Source organism: Azohydromonas australica DSM 1124, assembly GCF_000430725.1.
Lineage (GTDB): Bacteria > Pseudomonadota > Gammaproteobacteria > Burkholderiales > Burkholderiaceae_C > Azohydromonas > Azohydromonas australica.
This window is the reverse complement of the sequence record NZ_AUMO01000064.1, coordinates 22,616-43,578: the sequence shown is the minus strand read 5'-3', so window position 1 is coordinate 43,578 and position 20,963 is coordinate 22,616. Positions and strand designations below refer to the sequence as shown.

Here is a 20,963-nt window from a genome sequence, read left to right as displayed (position 1 = left end):
CTTCACCCAAGGAGTAGCAAATGGAAAGCGTGAATATCAAGAGCACGAACATGTACTGGCATATCGCCGCCGATCTGCATTTCCCGCCTGAGTTCGACCCGAAGAAACAGTACCCAACAATCATCAGCGCACACCCGATCGGCAGTTGCAAGGAGCAGACCTCCGGCAACGTCTATGGCCAGGCGCTGGCCAAGGAAGGCTTCGTCGTCATCGCCTTCGACCGCAGCTTTCAGGGCGCCAGCGGCGGCGAGCCGCGCTCCATCGAGGACCCGACCCTGAGCGTCGAGGACTTCCGCCACGTCGCCGACCATCTGGTGACGCTGCCCTACGTCGATGAGAACCGCATCGGCGTGCTCGGCATCTGCGGCGGCGGCGGCTACGCCATCAATGCCGCGATGACCGAGCGCCGCATCAAGGCGGTAGGAACGGTCACTGGCGCGAACTACGGCCGGCTGATGCGCGAAGGATTCAGCGGCTACAACCCCATCGGTGCGCTAGAAGCCATGGCTAAACAGCGCACGGCAGAGGCTCGCGGCGAGCCCCTGCGGATCGATGATCTGTTGCCACCGTCTCCCGAGGAAGCGAAGAAGCGTGGACTAACTGAAATCGATCTGTACGAGGCGACGGAGTACTACCGTACGCCGCGAGGCCAGAAGCCGAACGGGCTGAATCGCTCGCTCTACTCGCATCAGGCTGCTGCCGTCGGCTGGGATGCCTTCCATCTGGCCGAAGTGCTGTTGACCCAGCCGCTGATGGTCGTGGTCGGCGACAAGGTGGGGGCCTTCGGCGCGTATCGAGACGGCTGCGAGATCGTCGGCCGTGCAGCATCGAAGAAGAAGGAGCTGGTGGTGCTCCAGGGTTGGTCCCACTACGATCTGTACGACAAGCCCGAACCGGTCGCCAAGGCGTTGAGCAAGCTGATTCCCTTCTACAAGGAAAACCTGTAGTCGCGACACGAACCCGCACCTCGTTGACGTCCTCCCAGGCCTGAAGGCACCGGGATTCCTACCGCGCCTCGGCTGCAGCAGCCGGGGTCGCCTCGGTGGGTTCCTGCTTCACCGCGGCTGCACGCCGGCCCCTTGCGGGACTGGCGCGGCTAACCTCCGCTCCACAGGCAGTGGGCCTTGCGGCCCAGACCGCGCGCCCCGCGGCCAGGATGTTGTGCGCGGCGTTCACATCCGCGTTCTCGGCGTGCCCGCAGGCCAGGCAGGCGAAGATCGCCTGCGCCGTGCGGTTGCCGGCGTCCACGCAGCCGCAGCGACTGCAGGTCTGGCTCGTGTAAGCCGGGTTCACGGCCACGACGGCGCCGCCCCGGGCAGCGCACTTGTATTCCAACTGGCGTCTGAACTCGGCCCAGCCTTGATCCAGGATGGCGCGGTTGAGGCCTGCTTTCTGACGCACGCGCTGGCCCGGCGCGTCAGCCGTGCCGGCGGCGCTGGCCGACATGGCGGCGACCTTCAGTTCCTCGATGGCGATCGCCGGGTGCTGATCAGCCAGCTCAGTGGTGAGCTTGTGCAGCCAGTCGTTACGCTGCGCGGCGATGCGCGCGTGCAGCCGCCCCAGGCGGTCCACGGCCTTGCGGCGGTTGCGCGAGCCCTTAACCTTGCGCGACACCGCGCGCTGCGCGTGCTTGAGCCTGCGCTGCTGCTGCTTCAGGGCGTCCAGAGGCTCCACCGTGCGGCCGTCCGACAGGGCGGCAAACAATGCCACACCCAGGTCGATGCCCAGTGTCGGCATCAGCTCCGCGGACGGCAGCACGTCGGGCTGCTCAACCTGCAGCGACACGAACCACTTGCCGCGCTCGGCGGTGACGGTGGCATTGCGCAGCTCGCCCACCACGGCCTGCGACTGGCGCATGCGCAGCCAGCCCAGCTTCGGCAACTTCACGCGGGCGTTGCCCTGGTCCAGCGCGAACTGCTTGGGGTCGGGGAATCGCAGGCCCGGCTCCTGGCCGCGCCGCTTGAACTTGGGGTAGCCGCCCCGGCCAGCGAAGAAGCGCTGGTAGGCCGCCTCGAGCCGCCTCAGTGTCTGCTGCAGCGGATGGATCGGCGCCTGGGCCAGCCAAGCCGTCTCAGGGGCGTGGCGCCACTCGGTGAGCCATCGGCACATGGCCGCGTAGGGCGAGAACTTCTCCCCGGCCTCGCGCCGGCGCCGCTGCTCGGCAATGGCCGCATTCCAGGCCCAGCGGCACGAGCCGGTAAAGCGGCGCAGCAGCCGCTCAACGCCGGGCCGGGTCCGCAACTGGAAGCGGTAAGCCTTGATCGACATGGCCAGCCCATCGTAGCAAGCTTGGCCTATGACGCAAGAGATCGCTATTCGCCGCGGCCGGCACTGTGTCTTTGCCATGCATGTGCACTTGGTCTTCGTCGCCAAGTACCGCCGCAAGGTCTTCGACGGCGACGCCATTGCACAGCTGCGCGTGATCTTCGCCAAGGTCTGCGAGGACTTCGAGGCTCGGCTGGTGGAGATGGATGGCGAGCACGACCACGTGCACCTGCTGGTGGAGTACCCGCCCAAGGTGGCGGTCTCGGCGCTGGTGAACAGCCTCAAGGGCGTGTCGAGCCGCCTGCTGCGACGCGACCGGCCCGACCTGGCCGCGCGCTACTGGCAAGGAGTGCTGTGGTCGCCAAGCTACTTCGCGGCGTCCTGTGGCGGCGCGCCCATCGGCATCGTGCGGCAGTACATCGAGCAGCAGAAGACACCGGATTGAAAGAGCCGCCCAGGCGGTCCCGCGCTCTTGACCTCGCCATCAATGGCGCAGGCTTGCCGCGCTATTGGTCAGCCAGGCCGGGTGCGGCCGGCCACGGCGCAGGTCTCGTCCGCCGCCGCCCGGCCACGCGAAACTTCATCTGCGACGTCGTCAACGTGGACGCGCTGGTTGGAATCGAAGGGAGTTGCCGGGCCGTGGGAAGTTCAGTTCCAAGCGGGCCGCGGATGTCGCAGTGGCTGTGCTTTGTCGGTGCCCAGGGACGCAAGAGCCGGCTACGTCGCCCTCCCCTTCTGATCTCCATGTGAGTTGCCCATAGCTTCTCACAAGCTCCGAGCTGACGAACGCGATCTTGGTCTTCGGCGACCTCCAGACCGGCATCACCGACCTGCCGCTGACCATGAGCGAGGCGGGCCTCAAGCGCTCCGCATGGGCGCTGTCGCGATTGGCCGAGCTGTTCGACATTCCCACCATCGCGCTGTGCATTCCCAAGGGCGCAGACACCCACCTGGCCATCATTCCCGAAGTCACCCGCACGCGCAGCTGCCTGCAGCAGATCATGCGCGCCCGGCCCGACTCGTTCGAGGATGACGTCTTCCGCCAGGTCGTCGAGGCCACTGGTCGACACGACGCTGATCGTCGGCGGCGTGGCCACCGAAATCGTGGTGCAGTGGCTGGTCCTGTCGGGCATCGCCCGAGGCTACTGCGTGCACCTCGTCGTCAAAGCGTGCGGCGGCCTGAGCGAGCGCTCCGAGGCCGCGGCTCTGCGTCGCTCCGAGGCGGGCGGCGCGGTGATGACCTCGGTCGTCGCGCTGGCTGGGGAGAGCTCTGGCGACTTCACCGTCCCGCCCGGCAGCGAGGCCATCGCGGTGGTCTACCAGCTGATCGCGGCCGGGCACGACTGCTGACGCCCTCGCCCGATCGTCAGGCCGCTGGCCGTGCCAGGCGGTGCGCCAGCGACCGGGCGCCCTGGCTGGCGTCCCAGAGGCACGCCTGCAACCGGGCGCCGATAGACGCCCATTCGCCCGTGCCCAAACCGTCGCCCTTGGCCAGGACCTGTTCCTTGCTCAACGGCCGGCGCGGCGTGCCGGCGCTGTCGACGACCACCGCCTTGCGCTCGCTGCCATCGGTGAAGCGTATGCATACGCCGGTGGCGAAGCGGTTCGGGTAGTAAAGGCGCGTGAGCTCCTCGCTCAGCTCGAACTGCACCTTGTCGGCGATCTCGAGGATGGCCGGGTCGCGCAGATGCTCGTCGGAGTAGGCGTCGTAGCGCCGCGGGCCATGAGCCAGCGTGGCCCCGACGATGAACGGTGCGCTGTATTGGGCGGCCATGCTGCCCTCAGGGCGGCGCAGCATGTGCTGATCGGCGATCAGCTGCGGTCCACTGATGGTGATGGTGGCGATCCGCTGCGGCGGCACGCTGAAGCCCTGCGTCACCTCGCGCAGCGCGTCGATGGTCGAGTGAAAGAGCCGGCAGCACGCGTAGGGCTTGAGGCTGATGTTGTGGACCTGCAGCCGGTCGGCGGGCGCGACGCTGCGCAGCGCACCACCGAACGAGGCAGCCAGACCGTACGGGCCCTCCACCACGTGCCGAGGCGCCGTGACGGCGGGCAGCAGCGCGAACTCGGCCGCCAGCACACCGTTGCGTGCGCCGAGGCCCGCATGCACGCGCTTGACCTCGCCGCCGACCGGCTCAACGGAGAATTGCATCGAGCCACTGGCCTGCGACAGCGCATGGCCCCAGGCGGAGATCAGCCGGTCGGGCGTGACGACCTCACCGCGGTCCCAGGCGTGCAGGCAGGTGCAGGCCGTCGCCGCGCCGAAGGCGCCGAAGACTGACGTCGGGTGAAAGCCGCGATGCACGGTGTCCATGCCGCCCGCGGACGCGCCCAGCAACGCCATGGCCTCATAGCCGGCGGCCAGCGCGCGCAGTAGATCGGCCTGCGAGGCGTCTTGGCCGGCGGCCACGGCCAGGGCGGCCGGGATGACGGCCGACCCTGGGTGGCTCAGCGTTTCGTCGTGCGTATCGTCGAGCTCGCAGCTGTGCGCCGCCGTGCCGTGCACGAGCGCCGCCACCGAAGGGTCAGCGCACCAGTCGCCGCCCAGGACAGGGCTGTCGCCCGTACCGGCGAAGCGGCGCGTCCACGCCACTATCTGGCGTGTCCAGGGCCGCGTGGCACCCCACAGCGACACGATGAAGTTGTCGAGCAGCAGTAGGCGGACGCCCTCGACGTCAGCATTGCCCAGCGGCGTGCTTGCAACCTGGGTGACATGCGATGCGATCGCGTCGGTCATCCCGACGCCGCCCCCGTCGCGCACGATCCCGGTGGCCAGTTTCGACGGCGTGCTCATCGGCTGACGGACAGGGTGGCCTTCCAGAAGCGCTCGGTCTGTTCGACCTCGACACTCGCTTCATTGAGGGTCGTGGGCGCTGCCTGCAGCGACATTTGCCGGATCTGCTCGAGCACCGCCGGATCGGCGAGCGACTTGCGCAGGGCCGCATTGAAGGCCTGTACCATCGGCGCGGGCAACCCTTTGGGCGCGAAGAAGCCCATGAAGCTGTGGAACTCGAGTCCCTCTATACCGAGTTCCCGGAACGTGGGCACTTGTGGCAGGAGCGCTGACCGCGTCGCCCCGGAGACCGCAACGATCCGGGCCTTGCCCGAGCGATGCACCGACATGGCTTCCGGCATCCCGGTGATGCCGGCAGGGACCTGGCCCGCCATCACGTTCGAGATCACCGGCGCCGAACCGCTGAAGGGCACCGGCACCATGTGCACGCCGAGCTGCTTGCCGATCGCGTCGCCGATCACCGTCGGCCCGCCGCCGAGCAGCGGTACGCCATACGAGCGCAGCTGCGGGTCGCGCTTGGCGGCAGCCGCATAGCCGGCGAAATCGCCGTACGGCCCGCCGGGCGGTATCGACAAGGTCCAGTACGAGCGCGCCGCCTGGCCCAGCGGCACGAAGTCCCGGGCGCTGTAGCGCGCTTCCGCCACGGTCAGCGGCACTGCGATCAACGCATGGTCGACGGTGAACAGCAGTGTCGCCCCGGTCGGCGGCGCAGCCTGCACCTGCTGGGTACCGATCTGCCCGCTCGCGCCCGGCTTGTTTTCGATGATGATGGACTGGCCAAGCTCCTTTGACAGGCCGGGTGCGAGCAGTCGGGCCAGCACATCGGTCCCGCCGCCGGCGGCATACGGGACGACGACCTTGATCGGTGCCTTGAAGGCCTGTGCCGCGCCGGTGTTGGGCGCGAGGAAGCAGCAGGCCACCGCGGTGGCCAGCAGAAGTTTCGATGTTGGGTACATGATGGGATGTCGCGATGGCTTGAGGGATGTTGTCGGCGCAACCGCTCAGTGCGAGCTTGCGTCGAGCAGGCGCTGCAGTCGCTCGTTGTCCTGCCCGATCCCGGGCGCTGCGTCCAGCGGCGGCGGGCGCATGCGGTCGAAGGACAGCGGCACGCCCACCAGCTCGATTTCGTCGTCGCTCGTCTTGCCCAGGATGCCCAGCGTCTTGGTCTGTTCGTGCGCGAACAGCTCGGCCGTGGTCTGCACCGGCGCACACGGCAGCCCGAAGCCGTCAAAGTGCTTCTGCCAGTGCTCGCGCGTGCGCTCCTTCATCCGCTGTCCGATCAGGCCGTCGATCTCCGCGCGGTTTGCCAGGCGCCCGGCATTGGTCGCGAACTTCGGATCGCTCGCCCATTCAGGCCGACCCAGCGCCTCGCACAGACGCGCGAACAGGCGGTCGTTGGCGGCGCTGATGATCGCGTAGCCGTCGGCGGTCTCGTAGGCCCGGTGGGGCACGATGAAGGCCACGCCCGAGCCGTGGCGCCCGCCAGGCTCTCCGTCGGCCGCGTAGTTGGCGATGCCGATCGACATCCAGGCGATCGCCGTCTCGAGCAGCGAGCTGTTGACGGTGGCGCCCAGCTGCTTGCGCTCGCGCCGCAGCAGCGCCGAGACGATGCCGATCACGGCCCACATGCCGGTGCCGAAGTCGACGATCGACACGCCGGCGCGCACGGGCGCCTGCCCCTCCTCGCCGGTCAGCGTCATGATGCCGGAGAAGGCCTGCATCAACGGGTCGTAGCCCGGCAGCTTGTTGAACGGGCCGACGTGGCCATAGGCGCCCACCTCGCACACCACCAGAGCGGGCTTGCGCGCGCGCAGGCTGTCGGGGTCGAGCCGGTACTGGCCGGCGCTGCCCGGTCGCAGGTTGTGCAGGAAGACATCGGCATGGCGCTCGATCAGGTCATGCAGCGTCGCGAGCTGCACCGGGTCCTTGATGTCGAGGCAGATCGAGCGCTTGCCGCGGTTCAGCGCATGGAAGGCAGCGCCGCAGCCTTTCCACTGGCTCGGCCCCCATCCGCGCGAGGAATCGCCGCCGGGGCGCTCGATCTTCCAGACCTCGGCGCCCAGCCCAGCCAGGACGTGGCCGGCAAACGGCGCGGAGGCGCTGTCGCCCAGTTCGACCACGGTCATGCCGGCAAGGGGCAGGTCGTCGTGCGGGGATGCGGAGGATCTTTCGTGCATGGTCAAGGGGCCGCTCAAGGATGAAAGTTCGGATCAGCACTGGCGGGCCGCACCAGCCACCCGCAGGACTTCGATTTCCGACGGGGAGAATCCCCAGTCGCTCAGGACCTCGTCCGTGTGCTGGCCGGCACGTGCCGGTGGACACTGGATGGAAGGCGGCGTGCGGCTGAAACGCGGCGCCGGCGCCGGCTGCACGACGCCGTCCACCTCGACAAAGGTGCGGCGCGCCTGCAGCTGCGGGTGTGCTGGCGCCTCGCCCATCGACAGCACGGGCGTGATGCACGACTCGGTGCCTGCAGCCAGTGCCGCCCATGCGTCGCGGCTGCGGGTGCGGAACGCCGCGGCAAAGCGCTGCTTCATCGCCGGCCAGGTCGACTGGTCGTGCTGCTGCCGCGGATCCACGTCGTCGAGGCCGAGCAGCGTCAATGCGTTGCGATAGAAGCGCGCCTCGTTGGCTGCGATGCCGACGTGCTTGCCATCCTGGGTCTCGTACACGTTGTACCAGGGAGCACCCGAATCGAGCCGGTTGGTGCCGCGCTCATCGCCCCAGTAGCCCGCAGCGCGCATGCCGTAGAGGAGCGTCATCAGGGATGCCGAGCCGTCGACCATCGCCGCATCGACGACTTGGCCGTGTCCCGAGCCGCGCGCTTCCAGGACGGCGCTGACGATGCCGAGCGCGAGGTACAGCGAGCCGCCACCGAAATCGCCCGCCAGGTTGAGCGGAATGGCCGGCGCCTCGCCAGCCCGACCGACGCTGTGCAGCACGCCGGTCAGCGCGATGTAGTTAATGTCGTGCCCGGGCTCCTGGGCGAGCGGCCCCTCCTGGCCCCAGCCAGTCATGCGGCCGTAGACGAGGCGCGGATTCACCGCGTGGCAGGCCTGCGGCCCGAGGCCCAGGCGTTCGGCAACGCCGGGCCGGAAGCCCTCGACCAGCACGTCCGCATCACGGACCATCCGCAGCACCGCCGCCACGGCTTCGGGCTTCTTGAGGTCCATCATCGCGCTGCGGCGACTCCGGTTGAGCAAATCGAAGCGCGCGGCTATGGGCGCACCGCCGTCGTGACCGGGCGGCCGGTCGATGCGGATGACGTCCGCGCCGAGATCGGCCAGCAGCATGCAGCAGAACGGGGCGGGCCCGATGCTGCCGAGTTCGACGATCCTGACGCCCGCGAGTGGGCCCCTGGGGTTCTGAGTCATGAGGTTCTCCGGCTTCGTCGCAGCGGCTGGTCCGCCACCATGCGAGACTGCGCTGCGGTACTCGCTCAACGCGACTGGCGACAAGCGCCACGTTGGAGCCAGATTAAGTTGCGAAGACGCCGGGAACCAAGTGGCGATTCATGAAGCTGCAATTCGGCGCCAGCGAAGTCGCTGCGCTCGGTCAACCTTCAGTCCTGTGCCGACGCGCCGCCCGTGTCCGCGCTGTCCGGCGCAGGGCGGTCCAGCAGCTGCTTGATCAGCGCCCGGGCCGCGGGGCTGGGCGTGCGGCCTTGGGGCGTGGCAATACGGATGATCCGCTTCGCCCACGGCTCGGTCAGATTGAGGACGCTGACTGTGTCGAGCATCTCGACACTGAGCACGCACTCCGGTTGCACCGTCACGCCGAGACCCGCCTGCACGAGGCTGATGGCGACACCCGAGCTGCGCACGCTGAATTTCGGCCGGTATTCGCCGCCGAGCCGGCGGGCGGCCGTGGCAAAGGTCGCATGCATCGCGCTGGCGGCGATCAGGTTTTCCGGCATCAGGTCCTCGAACGAGACGCTGCCCCGATCCGCCAGCGCGTGCGAACGCGGCACGACGGCCACCAGGCGATCGGTGCGGTAGTCCGCCGTCTCCACGCCGTTCAAGCTGATGTCGCGCACCACGCCAAAGACGCCGACGTCGGCTTCGCCCTGCGCGACCGCCTGCGTGATGTCGGCGTTGTCGAGCTCGCGCACCACCACGTCGACCTTTGGGAAGTCACGCGAGAAATCGCCCAGCTCGCGCGCGAGGAAGGGGACGATGATCGTGCGCGCCGACGCCACGGTGACCTCGCCGCGCACGCCCTCGCTGAACGCGGCGATCTCCGCGCGCATGTCGTCAAGATTGCCAAAGATCGCGCGGACGTAACGCGCCAGCACCTGACCGGCCGCCGTCGGGCTGACCCCCTTGGGTGTGCGCTCGAACAGCAGGATGCCGGCGATCTCCTCAAGGTCATGGATCCGCTTGGTCGCAGTGGACGCGGCGATGTTCTCCCGGATTGCCGCGCGACCGATCTGTTCCTCCTCCACCACGGACAGGAACAGCCGCAGTGTGAAGAGGTCGACCTGGCGGATGAGGTGCAATCGATTGAATGTCATGGCTCGGGCTGATGATAGTCCTGGGCGTGGCCTGCGGCACGCATCCGGCGCGGTTTCGCGCCGGGTGAATCGGCGTTTTCGATTTGCTCAGTTGGCATCCGACAGGTCGGCGCGTAGCTTCGTGCACAGCCATGAAGACCAACACCCTGCCTACACTCGCACCCGACATCTCCCGGTTCGTTAACCCGGGCGACACGGTAATCTGGGGACAGTCGCACGCCGAGCCGCTGAGCCTGATCCGTGCGCTGGTGGCGCAGCGCGAACGCCTGGCCGGTGTACGCATCTTTCTCGGCACCGGCACGCATGGCGCGCTGAGCGGGGACGGCAGCGGCGCCTTCGAGTTGACGTCCTGGTGCGGCACGGGGTCTCATCGCGCCCTGGCAGACGCCGGCCGGCTGCAGATCCTGCCCGTGCACCATTCGCACCTGCCGCGGCTGATCCAGCAGGGTCCGCTGCAGGCACAGGCGGTCATGCTGCAGGTTTCACCGCCCGACGCGCTCGGCCGGTACAGCCTGGGAATGGCACGCGGCTACCTCGTGGATGCCGTGAGCACCGCCAGGACGATCCTTGCCGAGGTCCATCCGGATGTTCCTTGGACCTACGGCGGCCCCTACCTGTACGAGGCGGATTTCGACATGCTCGTGCCCTCGGAAGACCCGCTTCCGCAGGCAAGGGCCGCAGCGCTGGACCCGGTGGCGTGGACGATCGGCCGCCACGTGGCAGGCCTGATCGTCGACGGCGCGACGCTGCAGGTCGGCACCGGGGCGATCGCCGAGGCAGTGCTGGCCCAGCTCACGGACCGGCGCGAACTCGGTGTACACGCGGACTGCATTGGCGAAGGCTACGTGCCGCTGCACGAGGCCGGAGTGATCACTAACAGCCACAAGGGGATCAACGTCGGTGCGAGCATTGCCGGCGCGCTAGTCGGGGATGAGCGACTGCGCCGGTTCGCGCACCGCAACCGCGCACTGGAGCTGCGCGGACCGGAGTACACGCACAACGCGCAGGTCCTTGCCCGCCTCGAGCGGTTCGTGTCCGTCCACGGCGCGTTTGAGGTCGACTTGACGGGCCAGGTGAACGCCGAAGTCGACGACGGTCGCTATGTCGGCGGGATCGGCGGGAGCGTTGACTTTGTTCGCGGCGCGCAGGCGAGCCGCGGTGGCATTCCCGTTATCGCCTTGCCCTCCGTGGCGAGCACGCGCAGCCGGATCGTGCCCAGTTTGGCCGGTCCAGTGACGGTGTCGCGCAGCGATGCCTGCGTCATCGTGACCGAACACGGTGTGGCCGATCTGCGAGGGCTCAGCCTCGAGAAGCGCATCCGACGCATGATTGCCATTGCCGATCCGCAGCACCGCGACGCGCTCGAGCAGGCGGCGCATGGGCTGCTGCGCCGCGGCTGAGCAACGCATGCCAGCCCGCGGCGCCGCTGTCCTCACATCCCGGCGTAGTTCGGTCCGCCGCCCCCCTCGGGCGTGACCCACACGATGTTCTGCGTCGGGTCCTTGATGTCGCAGGTCTTGCAGTGCACGCAGTTCTGCGCGTTGATCTGCAGCCGGTCCTGCCCCGTGTCCGTCTTCACGAACTCGTAGACCCCCGCCGGGCAGTAGCGGCTTTCCGGCCCGGCGTAAGTGGCGAGGTTGACCTGCACCGGCACCGCCGCATCTTTGAGCGTCAGGTGCGCCGGCTGGTCCTCGGCGTGGTTGGTGTTGCTGATGAAGACCGAGCTCAACTTGTCGAAGGTCAGTTTCCCGTCGGGCTTCGGATAGTCGATCTTCGGGCAGTCGGCGGCCGGCTTCAGGAACGCGTGGTCGGGCTTGTCGCGGTGTCGAGTCCAGGGCGGGCTCTGGATGCCGAGCTTGGGCAGCAGCCAGTGCTCGATGCCGGTCATCAGCGTGCCAACGGTCAGTCCCTTCTTGAACCAGGCCTTGAAGTTGCGCGACTGGCGCAGTTCCTCGTGCAGCCAGCTCTTCTCGAACGCTTCAGAGTACGCCGTCAGCTCGTCGGCCTTGCGGTCGGCCTTGACGGCGTCAAAGAGGGCTTCAGCGGCGAGCATGCCGGTCTTGATCGCCGCATGGCTGCCCTTGATCCGCGCGGCGTTCAGAAAGCCGGCATCGCAGCCGACCAGCACGCCGCCGGGGAATGTGAGTTTCGGCAGGCTCAGCAACCCGCCGGCGGTGATCGCACGGGCGCCGTAGCCGATCCGCGTGCCGCCTTCGAGGTGGGCGCGGATCGATGGATGCGTCTTCCAGCGCTGCATCTCCTCGAAGGGCGCCAGCCAGGGGTTCTGATAGTCGAGGCCGACGACGAAGCCGAGCGTCACCTTGTTGCCGGCCAGGTGGTAGAGGTAACCGCCGCCGTAGGTCGCCTTGTCCAGCGGCCAGCCGGCGGTGTGGACGACGAGGCCGGGCTGGGCCTTGTCGGCAGGGATTTCCCACAGCTCCTTGATGCCGATGCCATAGGTCTGCGGGTCGCGGCCCTTGTCGAGCTGGTAGCGGGCAATGAGCTGCTTGCCGAGGTGGCCGCGCGCGCCTTCGGCGAAGACGGTGTAGCGGCCGTGCAGCTCCATGCCGAGCTGGAAATCGGCGGTGGGCTCGCTGTCCTTGCCGATGCCCTGATTGCCGGTGGCCACGCCTTTCACCGAGCCGTCGTCGTTGAAGACGATCTCGGCGGCCGCGAAACCGGGGAAGATCTCGACGCCCAGCGCCTCGGCTTGGCTGCCCATCCACTTGACGACATCGGACAGCGAGATGACGAAGTTGCCCTCGTTGTGCAGCACGCGAGGTACGAATGCATCGGGCACCCGCTTCGCGCCCGTCTCGGACAGCATCAGCACGTCGTCGCGCGTGACCGGTTGCAGCAGCGGCGCACCGAGCTCCTGCCAGTTTGGGAACAGCTCGGCCAGCGCCCGCGGGTCCATCACCGCGCCGGACAGGATGTGCGCGCCGGGCTCCGAGCCTTTCTCAAGCACGACGACCGAAATCTCGCGATTTTCCCGGGCGGCGAGCTGCTTCAGGCGGATAGCGGTGGCCAGGCCGGCAGGGCCGCTGCCAACGACCACGGCGTCGTACTCCATCGCTTCGCGCGGGCCGAATTGTTCAAGCAGGGCCTGAGTCATCAAAAGCTCCGAGGCAGGCCGAGGATGTGCTCGGCCACGTAGGCGTAGATCAGGTTGGTCGAAATCGGCGCCACCTGGTACAGCCGGGTTTCGCGGAACTTGCGTTCGATGTCGTACTCGTTCGCGAAGCCGAAGCCGCCATGCGTCTGCATGCACACGTTGGCTGCCTCCCAGGAGGCCTTGGCGGCCAGATACTTCGCCATGTTGGCCTGTGCACCGCATGGCTGGTGGGCATCGAACAGGCGTGCCGCCTCGAAGCGCATCAGGTTCGCAGCCTCGACCTCGATGAAGGCGTCGGCAATCGGGAACTGCACGCCCTGGTTCTTGCCGATCGGTCGGTCGAATACGATGCGCTCGCAGGCGTACTTGCGCGCGCGCTCGATGAACCAGTAGCCGTCTCCGATGCATTCGGCGGCAATGAGCGTGCGCTCGGCATTCAGTCCGTCGAGGATGTACTTGAAGCCCTGGCCCTCTTCGCCGATGAGGTTCTCTTGAGGAATCTCGAGGTTGTCGAAGAACAGCTCGTTGGTCTCGTGGTTGACCAGATTGGGAATCGGCCGCACGGACAGCCCCTTGCCGATCGCCTGGTGCAGGTCAACGATGAAGATCGACATGCCTTCCGATTTCTTCTTCACTTGGGCAAGCGGCGTCGTGCGCGCCAGCAGGATCATCAGGTCGGAGTGCTGCACCCGCGAGATCCAGACCTTCTGCCCGTTGACGACGTAGCGGTCGCCGCGCCGGACTGCGGTCGTCTTGATCTTCGTCGTGTCGGTGCCAGTGGTCGGCTCGGTCACCGCCATCGACTGGATGCGCAGCTTGCCAGCGGCGATGGGCGGCAGGTACTTCTCCTTCTGCGCCTTGCTTCCGTTGCGCAACAGCGTGCCCATGTTGTACATCTGGCCGTGCACCGCGCCAGCATTGCCGCCGCTGCGGTTGATCTCCTCCATGATCACCGTCGCCGCGGTCAGGCCAAGGCCCGTGCCGCCGTACTCTTCCGGGATCATCGCGGCCAGCCAGCCGGCGCCGATCAGCGCATCGACGAAGGCCTCCGGATACGCACTTTTCTCGTCTACTTGGCGGAAATACTCGTCGGGGAACTGCCGGCACAACTGACGGATCGCGTCACGGATTTCCTGGTACTCATCGGGTTCGTTAAACATCGCTTTCGTCTCCATTCAGGAATTCGGGCCGGCGTGCGCCGGTGCCCAGGGCCTCGGTGCTACGAGGGAGGTCAATCTCGGCCGTTCGCCATCCGCGCCGCAGCTACGACGGATGCGAGCACGATGGCGCCCAGCAGCAGGAAGCCTTGTGCAAACGCGGCGACGTCACCATCGGGCCGATGCCCCTGCGCCTGCTGCCGCCATGCCACGAAAACCGCGGTTGCGGCAATGCCGAGCACGCCGCCCAACTGCCGCAGGAAACTCACGACCACGGAGGCCTGCGCCAGTTGCTGCGCTTGCAGTTGTCGCATGCTGGCCAGATTGAGCGCCGGCAGGATCAGTCCCAGGCCGATGCGTCCAACCACAGTCGCCGCGACGAAGGCGAGCAGCCCACGCTGGTGGCCGAGCGCCGCGAGCACCAGGAAAGATCCGCCCAGCAGCAGCAGACCAGCCATGGCCACGAGACGTGGGGGAAGGCTGTCCGACAGGCGGCCCGCTACGGGCGTGGCCAGCACCAGGGCCACACCGCCGGGAATCAGCACGCTGCCCGCCGATGCGGCCGAGTAGGCGAGAGCGTCCTGCAGGAAGACCGGAATCAGGTAGGTCGAACCGAACAGCCCGAATCCGTAGGTGAAAGACACGAGCGATCCCATTGCAAAGGGACGGCTCGAGAACAGCTCGAGGCTCACAATCGGCGATTCGCTGCGGCGCGCGTGCGCGACGAAGCCGGCCACCAGCAGCGCCGCGACGAGCAGTTCTGCCGCCGCGACGAGGAACGAGCCGCCCCCCGATCCGAGGCCGGCGATGCCCGACATCAGGCACAGCGTCCCCGCGCAGAGCAGCGCACAGCCGACGCCGTCGAAGCGGTGCCGCTTGGCTTTCCTGGGCCGTGGCAGCAGGAAGATCCCCAGCATGAGCGCCACGGCGCAGAACGGCATGCAGAGCAAAAAGACCGCCCGCCAGCCCAGCGCGTCCACGAGCACGCCGCCGATGGCGGGTGCGACGGCCGGGGTCGCGGCCAGCCCGAGCATCAGCACGCCCGAGGCGCGGCCCTGCATCGCCACAGGGAAGAGCCTGACGATGACGAGGATGCCCAGCGGCTGCAGCACGCCAGCTGCGGCGCCCTGGAGGCCGCGCGCCAGCACGGTGACTTCGAAGCTCTCCGAGCAGAAGCCGACAAGGCTGGCGAGGCCCAGCGTCGTCACCGCCAGCAGGAACAGGCGGCGGAAGCCGATGCGCTCGAGCAGCCACGAGACCGGCAGCATCGCCAGGCACATGGCGGCCATGAACGCGGTCATGGCCCACTGCGCGCGCTCCTGCCCGAGCTGGAACTCGCGGCCGAGTGACGGAATGGCGACGTTGAAACTTGAGGTCTCGAGCACCCCGCCGACCGTGCCGATGCCCACCACGGCCAGCAGCATCCACCGGTAGCGGGCGCCGTACAGCTCGGCCAGGCTGGTCAGCGAGCGGGGTTCCGGAAGCAGCATGGCTCGCGCGGCGCGCAGCGTTCAAGCCGGCACCCGGAGTCCGAGCGTATGGCCGAGCGAGCGCTGCTTCGCCCGCAGGTAGGGCTCGTTGTCGCGGGTGGGCGGCGTGACCAGCGGCACTCGCTCGACGATGACCAAGCCATGATTGGACAGCCCCTCGTACTTCAGCGGGTTGTTCGTCATCAGCCGCATGCGCGACACGCCCAGGTCGCGCAGGATTTGCGCGCCGACCGTGTAGTCGCGCTCGTCCACCTGCCGGCCCAGCGCCAGGTTGGCCTGGACCGTGTCGCAACCCTCGTCCTGCAGCGCATAGGCGCGCAGCTTGTGCGTCAGGCCGATGCCTCGGCCTTCGTGGCCACGCAGATAAACGACCGCGCCGCTCCCCTGCTGCGCCACCCGCTGCAGTGCCAGGTCGAGCTGGGGCCGGCAGTCGCAGCGCAGCGAACCGAAGACCTCTCCCGTCAGGCATTCGGAATGGACGCGAACCAGCACGTCCGGCTGCCGGCTGATGTCGCCCATCACCATGGCGACGTGCTCGATCCCGGTGAGCCGGTCGACGTAGACGTGCGCCGTGAAGGCGCCATGACGGGTCGGCATGCGTGCACACGAGCAACGCTCGACGCGTTGCTCGTGTCGCCGCCGGTAGGCGATCAGGTCGCGGATCGTGATGATGGGCAGACCGTGCGTGCGCGCGAAATCGACCAGCTGCGGCCCACGGGCCATGCTGCCATCGTCGTTGACGATCTCGGCGAGCACCCCGCCCGGCTCCAGGCCGGCCAGGCGGGTAAGGTCGACCGAGGCTTCTGTGTGACCCGGTCGCTGCAGCACACCGCCCGGCATGGCACGCAGCGGGAAGAGATGGCCCGGACGCCGGAGGTCGGACGCCGTGACGTCGGGATCGACCAGCGCCTGCACCGTCAGCGCCCGGTCAGCGGCCGAGATGCCGGTGGTAGTGCCGTGCCGCAGATCCACGGTCACGGTGAAGGCCGTGCCCATCGCATCGTCGTTGGCCTGCACCATCAGCGGCAGGTCCAGAGCCTGCAGCCGCTCGCCGGGCAGCCCCACACACAGCACGCCACTGGTCCAGCGCACCATGAAGGCCATGGCTTGCGGTGTGGCAAATTCGGCGGCCATGATGAGGTCGCCTTCGTTCTCGCGGTCCTCGTCGTCCATCACGACGACCATCCGACCATGGGCAATGGCGTCGAGTGCGACCTCGATGCTGTCGACCTTCAGTTTCGCCGTGCTCTGGCTCATCGTCACCTCCGTTTGAATTGACTCTACGAACGCCTCCGCCTTTCATCAATTGAGGGTTCATGAATCGCGTCTTCGCCGGGGCCGAAGCGCTGCGTCCATCTCGGTGTACGGAATTCGGCGGCGAGCGGCACGCCCCTCGCCGTCGCGAGCGCTAGCATCGATCGACCTCTACCGGAGAAAGATGATGCGTCAACCAAAACAGGATCTTGCGTCGCCGCTTCGCGACCTGCTGCGCCCCGGCGATACCCTGTGGTGGGGACAGGCTGCGGCCGAGCCGCAGACGCTGACGCGCGCCATCGTCCGGCACCGCCGCGAGCTGGCGCAGGGTGGCCGGCTGCGCATGTTCGCTTGCATCGGGCAGTGCGACACGCTGAAGCCCGAGCATGCGGACGTGATCGACTTCTTCGGCTGCATCACCGGTGGCACGAATCGGCTGTTGGCGCAGGCGGGTGTGCTGGACGTCATCCCCAGCCACTATTCCCAGTTGCCGGACCTGATCCGCTGCGGCGCACTGGCGGCGGACGTCGTGCTGCTGCAGGTCTCGCCGCCTGACGAGCAGGGTCGGCACAGCCTGGGGCTGGCCAACGAATATCTCTCGGCAGCGTTAGAGAAAGCGCGCGTCGTGATCGGCGAGGTGAACCCGGCCGTGCCGTGGACTCACGGCGGGGTGGCGCTGGCGGCGAGCGACTTTGACTTGCTTGTCGATGCCGAGCATCCGCTGCCGGATCCGGAACGCGCGGAGCCCGGGCCGGTCGAGCAGGCCATCGCTGGCCGCATCGCCGCCCTGATGCAAGACGGCGCGACGCTGCAGGTTGGCATCGGCAAGCTGCCCGAAGCCGTTCTGTGCGCACTGCATGACCGGCGCGACCTGGGGCTGCACACCGGTGCCGCCGGCGACGGCATCGTTGCGCTGGCCGAGGCCGGTGTCCTGACGAATGCGCGCAAGGGCCGCGACCCGGGCGTCGGCGTCGCCGGCATCCTGATGGGTGGCGAGCGCTTGCGTCGCTGGGCGCATCGCAATCCGGCGCTGGCCGTGCGCGGCACCGAGTACACGCACGACCCGGCCGTGCTGGCCAGCCTCAACGCGCTGGTGGCCATCAATTCCGCGATCGAGGTCGACCTCACCGGGCAGGTGAATGCCGAGGTAGCGGGCGGCGTCTACGTCGGTGGCGTCGGCGGTGCCGTGGACTTCCTGCGCGGTGCTGCGCGCAGCCGCGGAGGCCTGCCGATCGTCGCCTTGCCCGCCACGGCCAGGGGAGCGACGCGCGTTGTCGCGCGGCTCTCTGGCCCAGTGAGCACGCCGCGGTGCGATGCCGGCCTGATCGTCACCGAGCACGGCGTGGCCGACCTGCGCGGACAGACGCTGTCACGCCGCGTGCAACGCATGCTCGACGTGGCCGCGCCGGAGCACCGGGCCGAGCTTGAGCGCCAAGCCCACCAGGTGCTCGTGCGGCAAGGAGTGGTCTTCGGCGTGAAGTAGTTGGCCTCAGGAGCCAGCCGCTGGCACATTCCGCAGCAGCGCCAGCGCAGCGTCGCCGAAGGCGTCGTTGCGGTCACCGGCGACCATATGGCCGGCCCCCTGCAAGACCGAATAGTGCGCATGCGGCGCCAGACGGAGGAACTCTTGCGCGCCGTCTTCGCTGAGCACGTCGGAATGCTCCCCGCGCACCAGCAGCGTCGGCACCGCAAGTTCCCGCGAGGCCGCTACCATGCGCGCGTGGCGCAGCGGAAACTCCTTTGTGCGCCAGTCGAGCAGCCGTGGATCCCAATGCCAGTGGTAACGCCCGTCGCGGCCACGACGCACCACCTTCGCCAGACCATCATGCCGGAGCGGCCGCGTTGTCCCCCGGTGCTGCGTGATGGCGTCGGCCACCTCCTGCAGCGAGGCGAATCCGGCTGCGTGCGCTCGCATGAATGCACGATTGCGCTCGAAGCCTTCGTCCATCGTGCGCGGTGCAAAGTCCGCCAGCACCAATGCCGCGGCATCGATGCGCCGCTCGCCGGCGGCCAGCAGGAAGGTCTCGGCGGACAGCGACGCGCCGATCAGCACGGGCCGTGGTTTGCTGAGCAGTTGCACGAACGACTCGAGGTGGCGCAGGCGCGCCTCGAAGCTGTAGTCGCCATCGGGCATCCAGTCCGAATCGCTATGCCCTGGCAGGTCGAAGGCCACCGCCCAGTAGCCGGCCGCAGCAAAGCGCTGCGCCGTTGACGTCCAGGCATGGCGGGTCTGCCCGCCACCGTGGCCAAACAGCACCATTGGTGCGTCTGGATCACCCCAGGTGTCGAAGGCAATGCGCAAACCGTCGGCGGTCAATTGGACGTGCGTTGGCTCCGGCGTGCCGGGAAGCCGCTCTCCAGCGTTCATGGTGTCGTTCTCCAGTTCATGTCATGCCACCAGGACGCCGGCCGCAGAGCCGCTGCCATCGTTCGGCCGCATCTCTCACAACAGCCCGTCCAGCGGGGCCAGCCGCTCCTGCAATTCGACGGCAGCGTCCTTGATCGCAGGCACGACGACGCGAGCATCGAGCTCCACATCGATCTGCAGGCTTGCCTTGCCACAGCTCATGCCCATGAGCACGGCCCGCCGACCAACGCGCAGCGGTACCGCGGTGGCGCCGACATCGCGCTGGTAGCCGCCCAGTACCGTGCAGGCCCCCTGCGCTGCAAGATCAGCCAGGCTGCGTGCTATGCCTCGTGCGATGGCCTGCGCATCGTCGCCGGCCACCGTGGTCAGCCGGTCGAGCTGGCGCCGTCGTTCGGGCTCATCCAGCCCGCCGAGATAGGCGTGACCGATGGCCGTGGTGGCCATCGGCAGCACCGTCCCCCGACCGAGCCTCAGCGTCGCGACGCCGTAGCCCGCCCGGTACGCGACATAGAGCATGTCCAGACCGTCCGGCATCGCCAGCGCGACGGATGCTTGCAGGCGGTCGGCCAGCGTCTGCATCACAGGCTCGGCGGTCCGGACCAGTTCGCTGGCAGCCACCAGCGCATGACCCATGCCGTACGCGCCGGCCGTGAGCTCGAATTCGCGACCGCCAGGCACCCGGCGGATGAAGCCTAATTGAAGCAGCGTGCTCGTCAGGCGCGAGACCGTGGCTTTAGGCAAGCCGGTGCGCCGCGCCAGTTCGGTATTGGACACCGGCGTGCCGTCCGACCGGAACGCGCGCAACACGGCAAGGCCCCGGCTGACGGTGAGCAAGGCCGCGGCATCGCCGTGCAGCGCAGGCACCGCGCTCATTCAGCGCCGCCCGATCGTTGAATTGCTGCGGCCAGGGCCAGCAGGCGCGGGCCGAGCTCGCGCTGGACGCGAGCGGTTGTGAACCGGCTGGCCGCACACATACAACTGATTACCCGTGGCGCCCGGCCCTCCACAAGTACGGGTGCCGACAGGATGCCGACGTCGCGATCCCAGTCGCCGATGGACGTGCAATACCCCAGCTCGCGCACCTGCGCGACCGCCCGGCAGAGCTGGCGGCGCAGGCGCGGGCCGTCTTGCGGCGCGCGTCGCTCGGCGTTGTGCATCAGGAAGCTGCGTTCGGACTCCGGCAACGAAGACAGCAGCGCCCATCCCATCGGCGACGACGACAGGCCCGCATGCGCCCGGGGAGTCGGAAGGTCCCGCATCGTTCGCATCGGCCTGCAGCTGGTGATCGTGACGATCTCCAGCCGATCACGCGTGCCCAGGCTGATGTGCACAGCATGGTGATCGGCGCAGGTCTGCATCTGCTCCAGCGCGGATCGCTGCAGTCCGCTGTTGTGAGCCGCACCGTAGCCGAGCGCCAGCACGGATGCCGCCAGCCGGTATTTGCGCAATGCGTCGTCGTACAGCAAGTAGCCGAGAATGACCAGCGACTGCGCAATGCGCCAGGTCGTTGACGCCGGCATGCCGCAGCGCACCGACAGCTCGCGACTGCTCAACCAGCAGTCGTGCGGCGTGAAGGCCTCAAGCAGCGAAAGGGCGCGCGCGAATGGGGTCACCACCGACCTGGGCGCATAAGCCGGGAGCCGCTCATCGGCTCGAGGCCAGGCGGGTATCAAGGGCGGTGGCGTCGTGGCGATCGAGAGGTTCATGCTTTGAGGAAAAGCTCGCCTGGCAGCGACGTCATCGTCCGCAACAAGGCATCACCAGCGTAGGTGAAGCCCCCTTACCCACCAAGTCGCAATTCTCGAAGGACCGATTCGGCCAAAGTGAAGCGCCGGTTCTGGGTTGCAGCACGCACCCGTTTGACGTCGGTACCCCGAATGGCGTTGGTCAGCGTGTTATCCGGCCAACGCCTGGCGCGGGCGGCGTCAAACCTACAGCAGCTGCTCAGCGCTGGGCCTGCCTTCAGCTTGTAGCGTGTTGCCGGGGCCGTTGTAACCCAGTCGAAGG

18 protein-coding genes are annotated in these 20,963 nt (G+C 68.0%); 5 read left to right on the top strand and 13 right to left on the bottom strand.

Annotated elements, in window-relative coordinates:
• The first annotated feature begins 20 nt into the window (after positions 1-20).
• Positions 21-947 (top strand): alpha/beta hydrolase, encoded by a 927-nt coding sequence (locus H537_RS0110925; RefSeq protein WP_028997951.1) that lies wholly within the window; start codon positions 21-23, stop codon positions 945-947.
• Between the two features lie 58 nt (positions 948-1,005).
• Here H537_RS0110925 and H537_RS0110920 read toward each other — a convergent pair whose 3' ends face one another.
• Complete coding sequence (locus tag H537_RS0110920; RefSeq protein WP_043458552.1) at positions 1,006-2,268, bottom strand: RNA-guided endonuclease InsQ/TnpB family protein; 1,263 nt, start codon at positions 2,266-2,268, stop codon at positions 1,006-1,008.
• A gap of 28 nt (positions 2,269-2,296) precedes the next feature.
• On the opposite strand from H537_RS0110920, the gene tnpA reads away from it, so the two are divergent.
• Positions 2,297-2,710, top strand: a complete 414-nt coding sequence (tnpA, locus tag H537_RS0110915) for an IS200/IS605 family transposase (protein ID WP_028997949.1) — start codon at positions 2,297-2,299, stop codon at positions 2,708-2,710.
• Between the two features lie 584 nt (positions 2,711-3,294).
• Positions 3,295-3,615, top strand: a complete 321-nt coding sequence (locus tag H537_RS42300) for an isochorismatase family protein (RefSeq protein ID WP_028997948.1) — start codon at positions 3,295-3,297, stop codon at positions 3,613-3,615.
• A gap of 16 nt (positions 3,616-3,631) precedes the next feature.
• Here the strand turns inward: H537_RS42300 and H537_RS0110905 are convergent, their stop codons facing one another.
• From H537_RS0110905 to H537_RS0110885, 5 genes are all read right to left on the bottom strand, one after another.
• Complete coding sequence (locus H537_RS0110905) at positions 3,632-5,002, bottom strand: MmgE/PrpD family protein (protein WP_238446656.1); 1,371 nt, start codon at positions 5,000-5,002, stop codon at positions 3,632-3,634.
• Positions 5,003-5,055: 53 nt separating this feature from the next.
• Positions 5,056-6,015, bottom strand: coding sequence for a tripartite tricarboxylate transporter substrate-binding protein (locus H537_RS0110900; RefSeq protein WP_043458550.1), 960 nt, complete (start codon positions 6,013-6,015; stop codon positions 5,056-5,058).
• Positions 6,016-6,060: 45 nt separating this feature from the next.
• Positions 6,061-7,236: a CaiB/BaiF CoA transferase family protein gene (locus H537_RS0110895; protein WP_028997945.1), complete on the bottom strand. Its 1,176-nt coding sequence runs from the start codon at positions 7,234-7,236 to the stop codon at positions 6,061-6,063.
• A gap of 33 nt (positions 7,237-7,269) precedes the next feature.
• The gene (locus tag H537_RS0110890) at positions 7,270-8,433 is read right to left on the bottom strand and encodes a CaiB/BaiF CoA transferase family protein (protein ID WP_028997944.1); all 1,164 of its coding nucleotides are present in this window, start codon (positions 8,431-8,433) and stop codon (positions 7,270-7,272) included.
• Positions 8,434-8,621: 188 nt separating this feature from the next.
• Positions 8,622-9,572, bottom strand: coding sequence for a LysR family transcriptional regulator (locus H537_RS0110885; RefSeq protein WP_028997943.1), 951 nt, complete (start codon positions 9,570-9,572; stop codon positions 8,622-8,624).
• Between the two features lie 131 nt (positions 9,573-9,703).
• On the opposite strand from H537_RS0110885, the gene H537_RS0110880 reads away from it, so the two are divergent.
• Positions 9,704-10,972, top strand: coding sequence for an acetyl-CoA hydrolase/transferase family protein (locus H537_RS0110880; protein ID WP_043458549.1), 1,269 nt, complete (start codon positions 9,704-9,706; stop codon positions 10,970-10,972).
• A gap of 32 nt (positions 10,973-11,004) precedes the next feature.
• Here the strand turns inward: H537_RS0110880 and H537_RS0110875 are convergent, their stop codons facing one another.
• The 4 genes from H537_RS0110875 to H537_RS0110860 form a co-directional block, all read right to left on the bottom strand.
• Positions 11,005-12,687, bottom strand: coding sequence for an electron transfer flavoprotein-ubiquinone oxidoreductase (locus tag H537_RS0110875; protein WP_043458548.1), 1,683 nt, complete (start codon positions 12,685-12,687; stop codon positions 11,005-11,007).
• Positions 12,687-13,847, bottom strand: a complete 1,161-nt coding sequence (locus H537_RS0110870) for an acyl-CoA dehydrogenase family protein (RefSeq protein WP_028997940.1) — start codon at positions 13,845-13,847, stop codon at positions 12,687-12,689. The genes H537_RS0110875 and H537_RS0110870 overlap by 1 nt, the downstream gene beginning before the upstream one ends.
• A gap of 71 nt (positions 13,848-13,918) precedes the next feature.
• The gene (locus H537_RS0110865) at positions 13,919-15,334 is read right to left on the bottom strand and encodes a DHA2 family efflux MFS transporter permease subunit (protein ID WP_028997939.1); all 1,416 of its coding nucleotides are present in this window, start codon (positions 15,332-15,334) and stop codon (positions 13,919-13,921) included.
• Between the two features lie 21 nt (positions 15,335-15,355).
• Positions 15,356-16,591 carry a bifunctional 3,4-dihydroxy-2-butanone-4-phosphate synthase/GTP cyclohydrolase II gene (locus tag H537_RS0110860; protein WP_084150589.1) on the bottom strand — a complete coding sequence of 412 codons (1,236 nt, stop codon included), beginning with the start codon at positions 16,589-16,591 and terminating at the stop codon, positions 15,356-15,358.
• A gap of 184 nt (positions 16,592-16,775) precedes the next feature.
• Here H537_RS0110860 and H537_RS0110855 point away from each other — a divergent pair, with 184 nt between their 5' ends.
• Entirely contained in the window at positions 16,776-18,071 is a 1,296-nt protein-coding gene (locus H537_RS0110855) for an acetyl-CoA hydrolase/transferase family protein (RefSeq protein WP_028997937.1), read from the top strand.
• 6 nt (positions 18,072-18,077) lie between these two features.
• On the opposite strand, the gene H537_RS0110850 is transcribed toward H537_RS0110855, so the two are convergent.
• From H537_RS0110850 to H537_RS42295, 3 genes are all read right to left on the bottom strand, one after another.
• Positions 18,078-18,956 (bottom strand): alpha/beta fold hydrolase, encoded by an 879-nt coding sequence (locus H537_RS0110850; RefSeq protein WP_028997936.1) that lies wholly within the window; start codon positions 18,954-18,956, stop codon positions 18,078-18,080.
• A gap of 75 nt (positions 18,957-19,031) precedes the next feature.
• Positions 19,032-19,829, bottom strand: coding sequence for an IclR family transcriptional regulator (locus tag H537_RS0110845; RefSeq protein ID WP_028997935.1), 798 nt, complete (start codon positions 19,827-19,829; stop codon positions 19,032-19,034).
• Positions 19,826-20,662, bottom strand: coding sequence for an IclR family transcriptional regulator (locus H537_RS42295; protein WP_084150588.1), 837 nt, complete (start codon positions 20,660-20,662; stop codon positions 19,826-19,828). The genes H537_RS0110845 and H537_RS42295 overlap by 4 nt, the downstream gene beginning before the upstream one ends.
• Between the last annotated feature and the right edge of the window lie 301 nt (positions 20,663-20,963).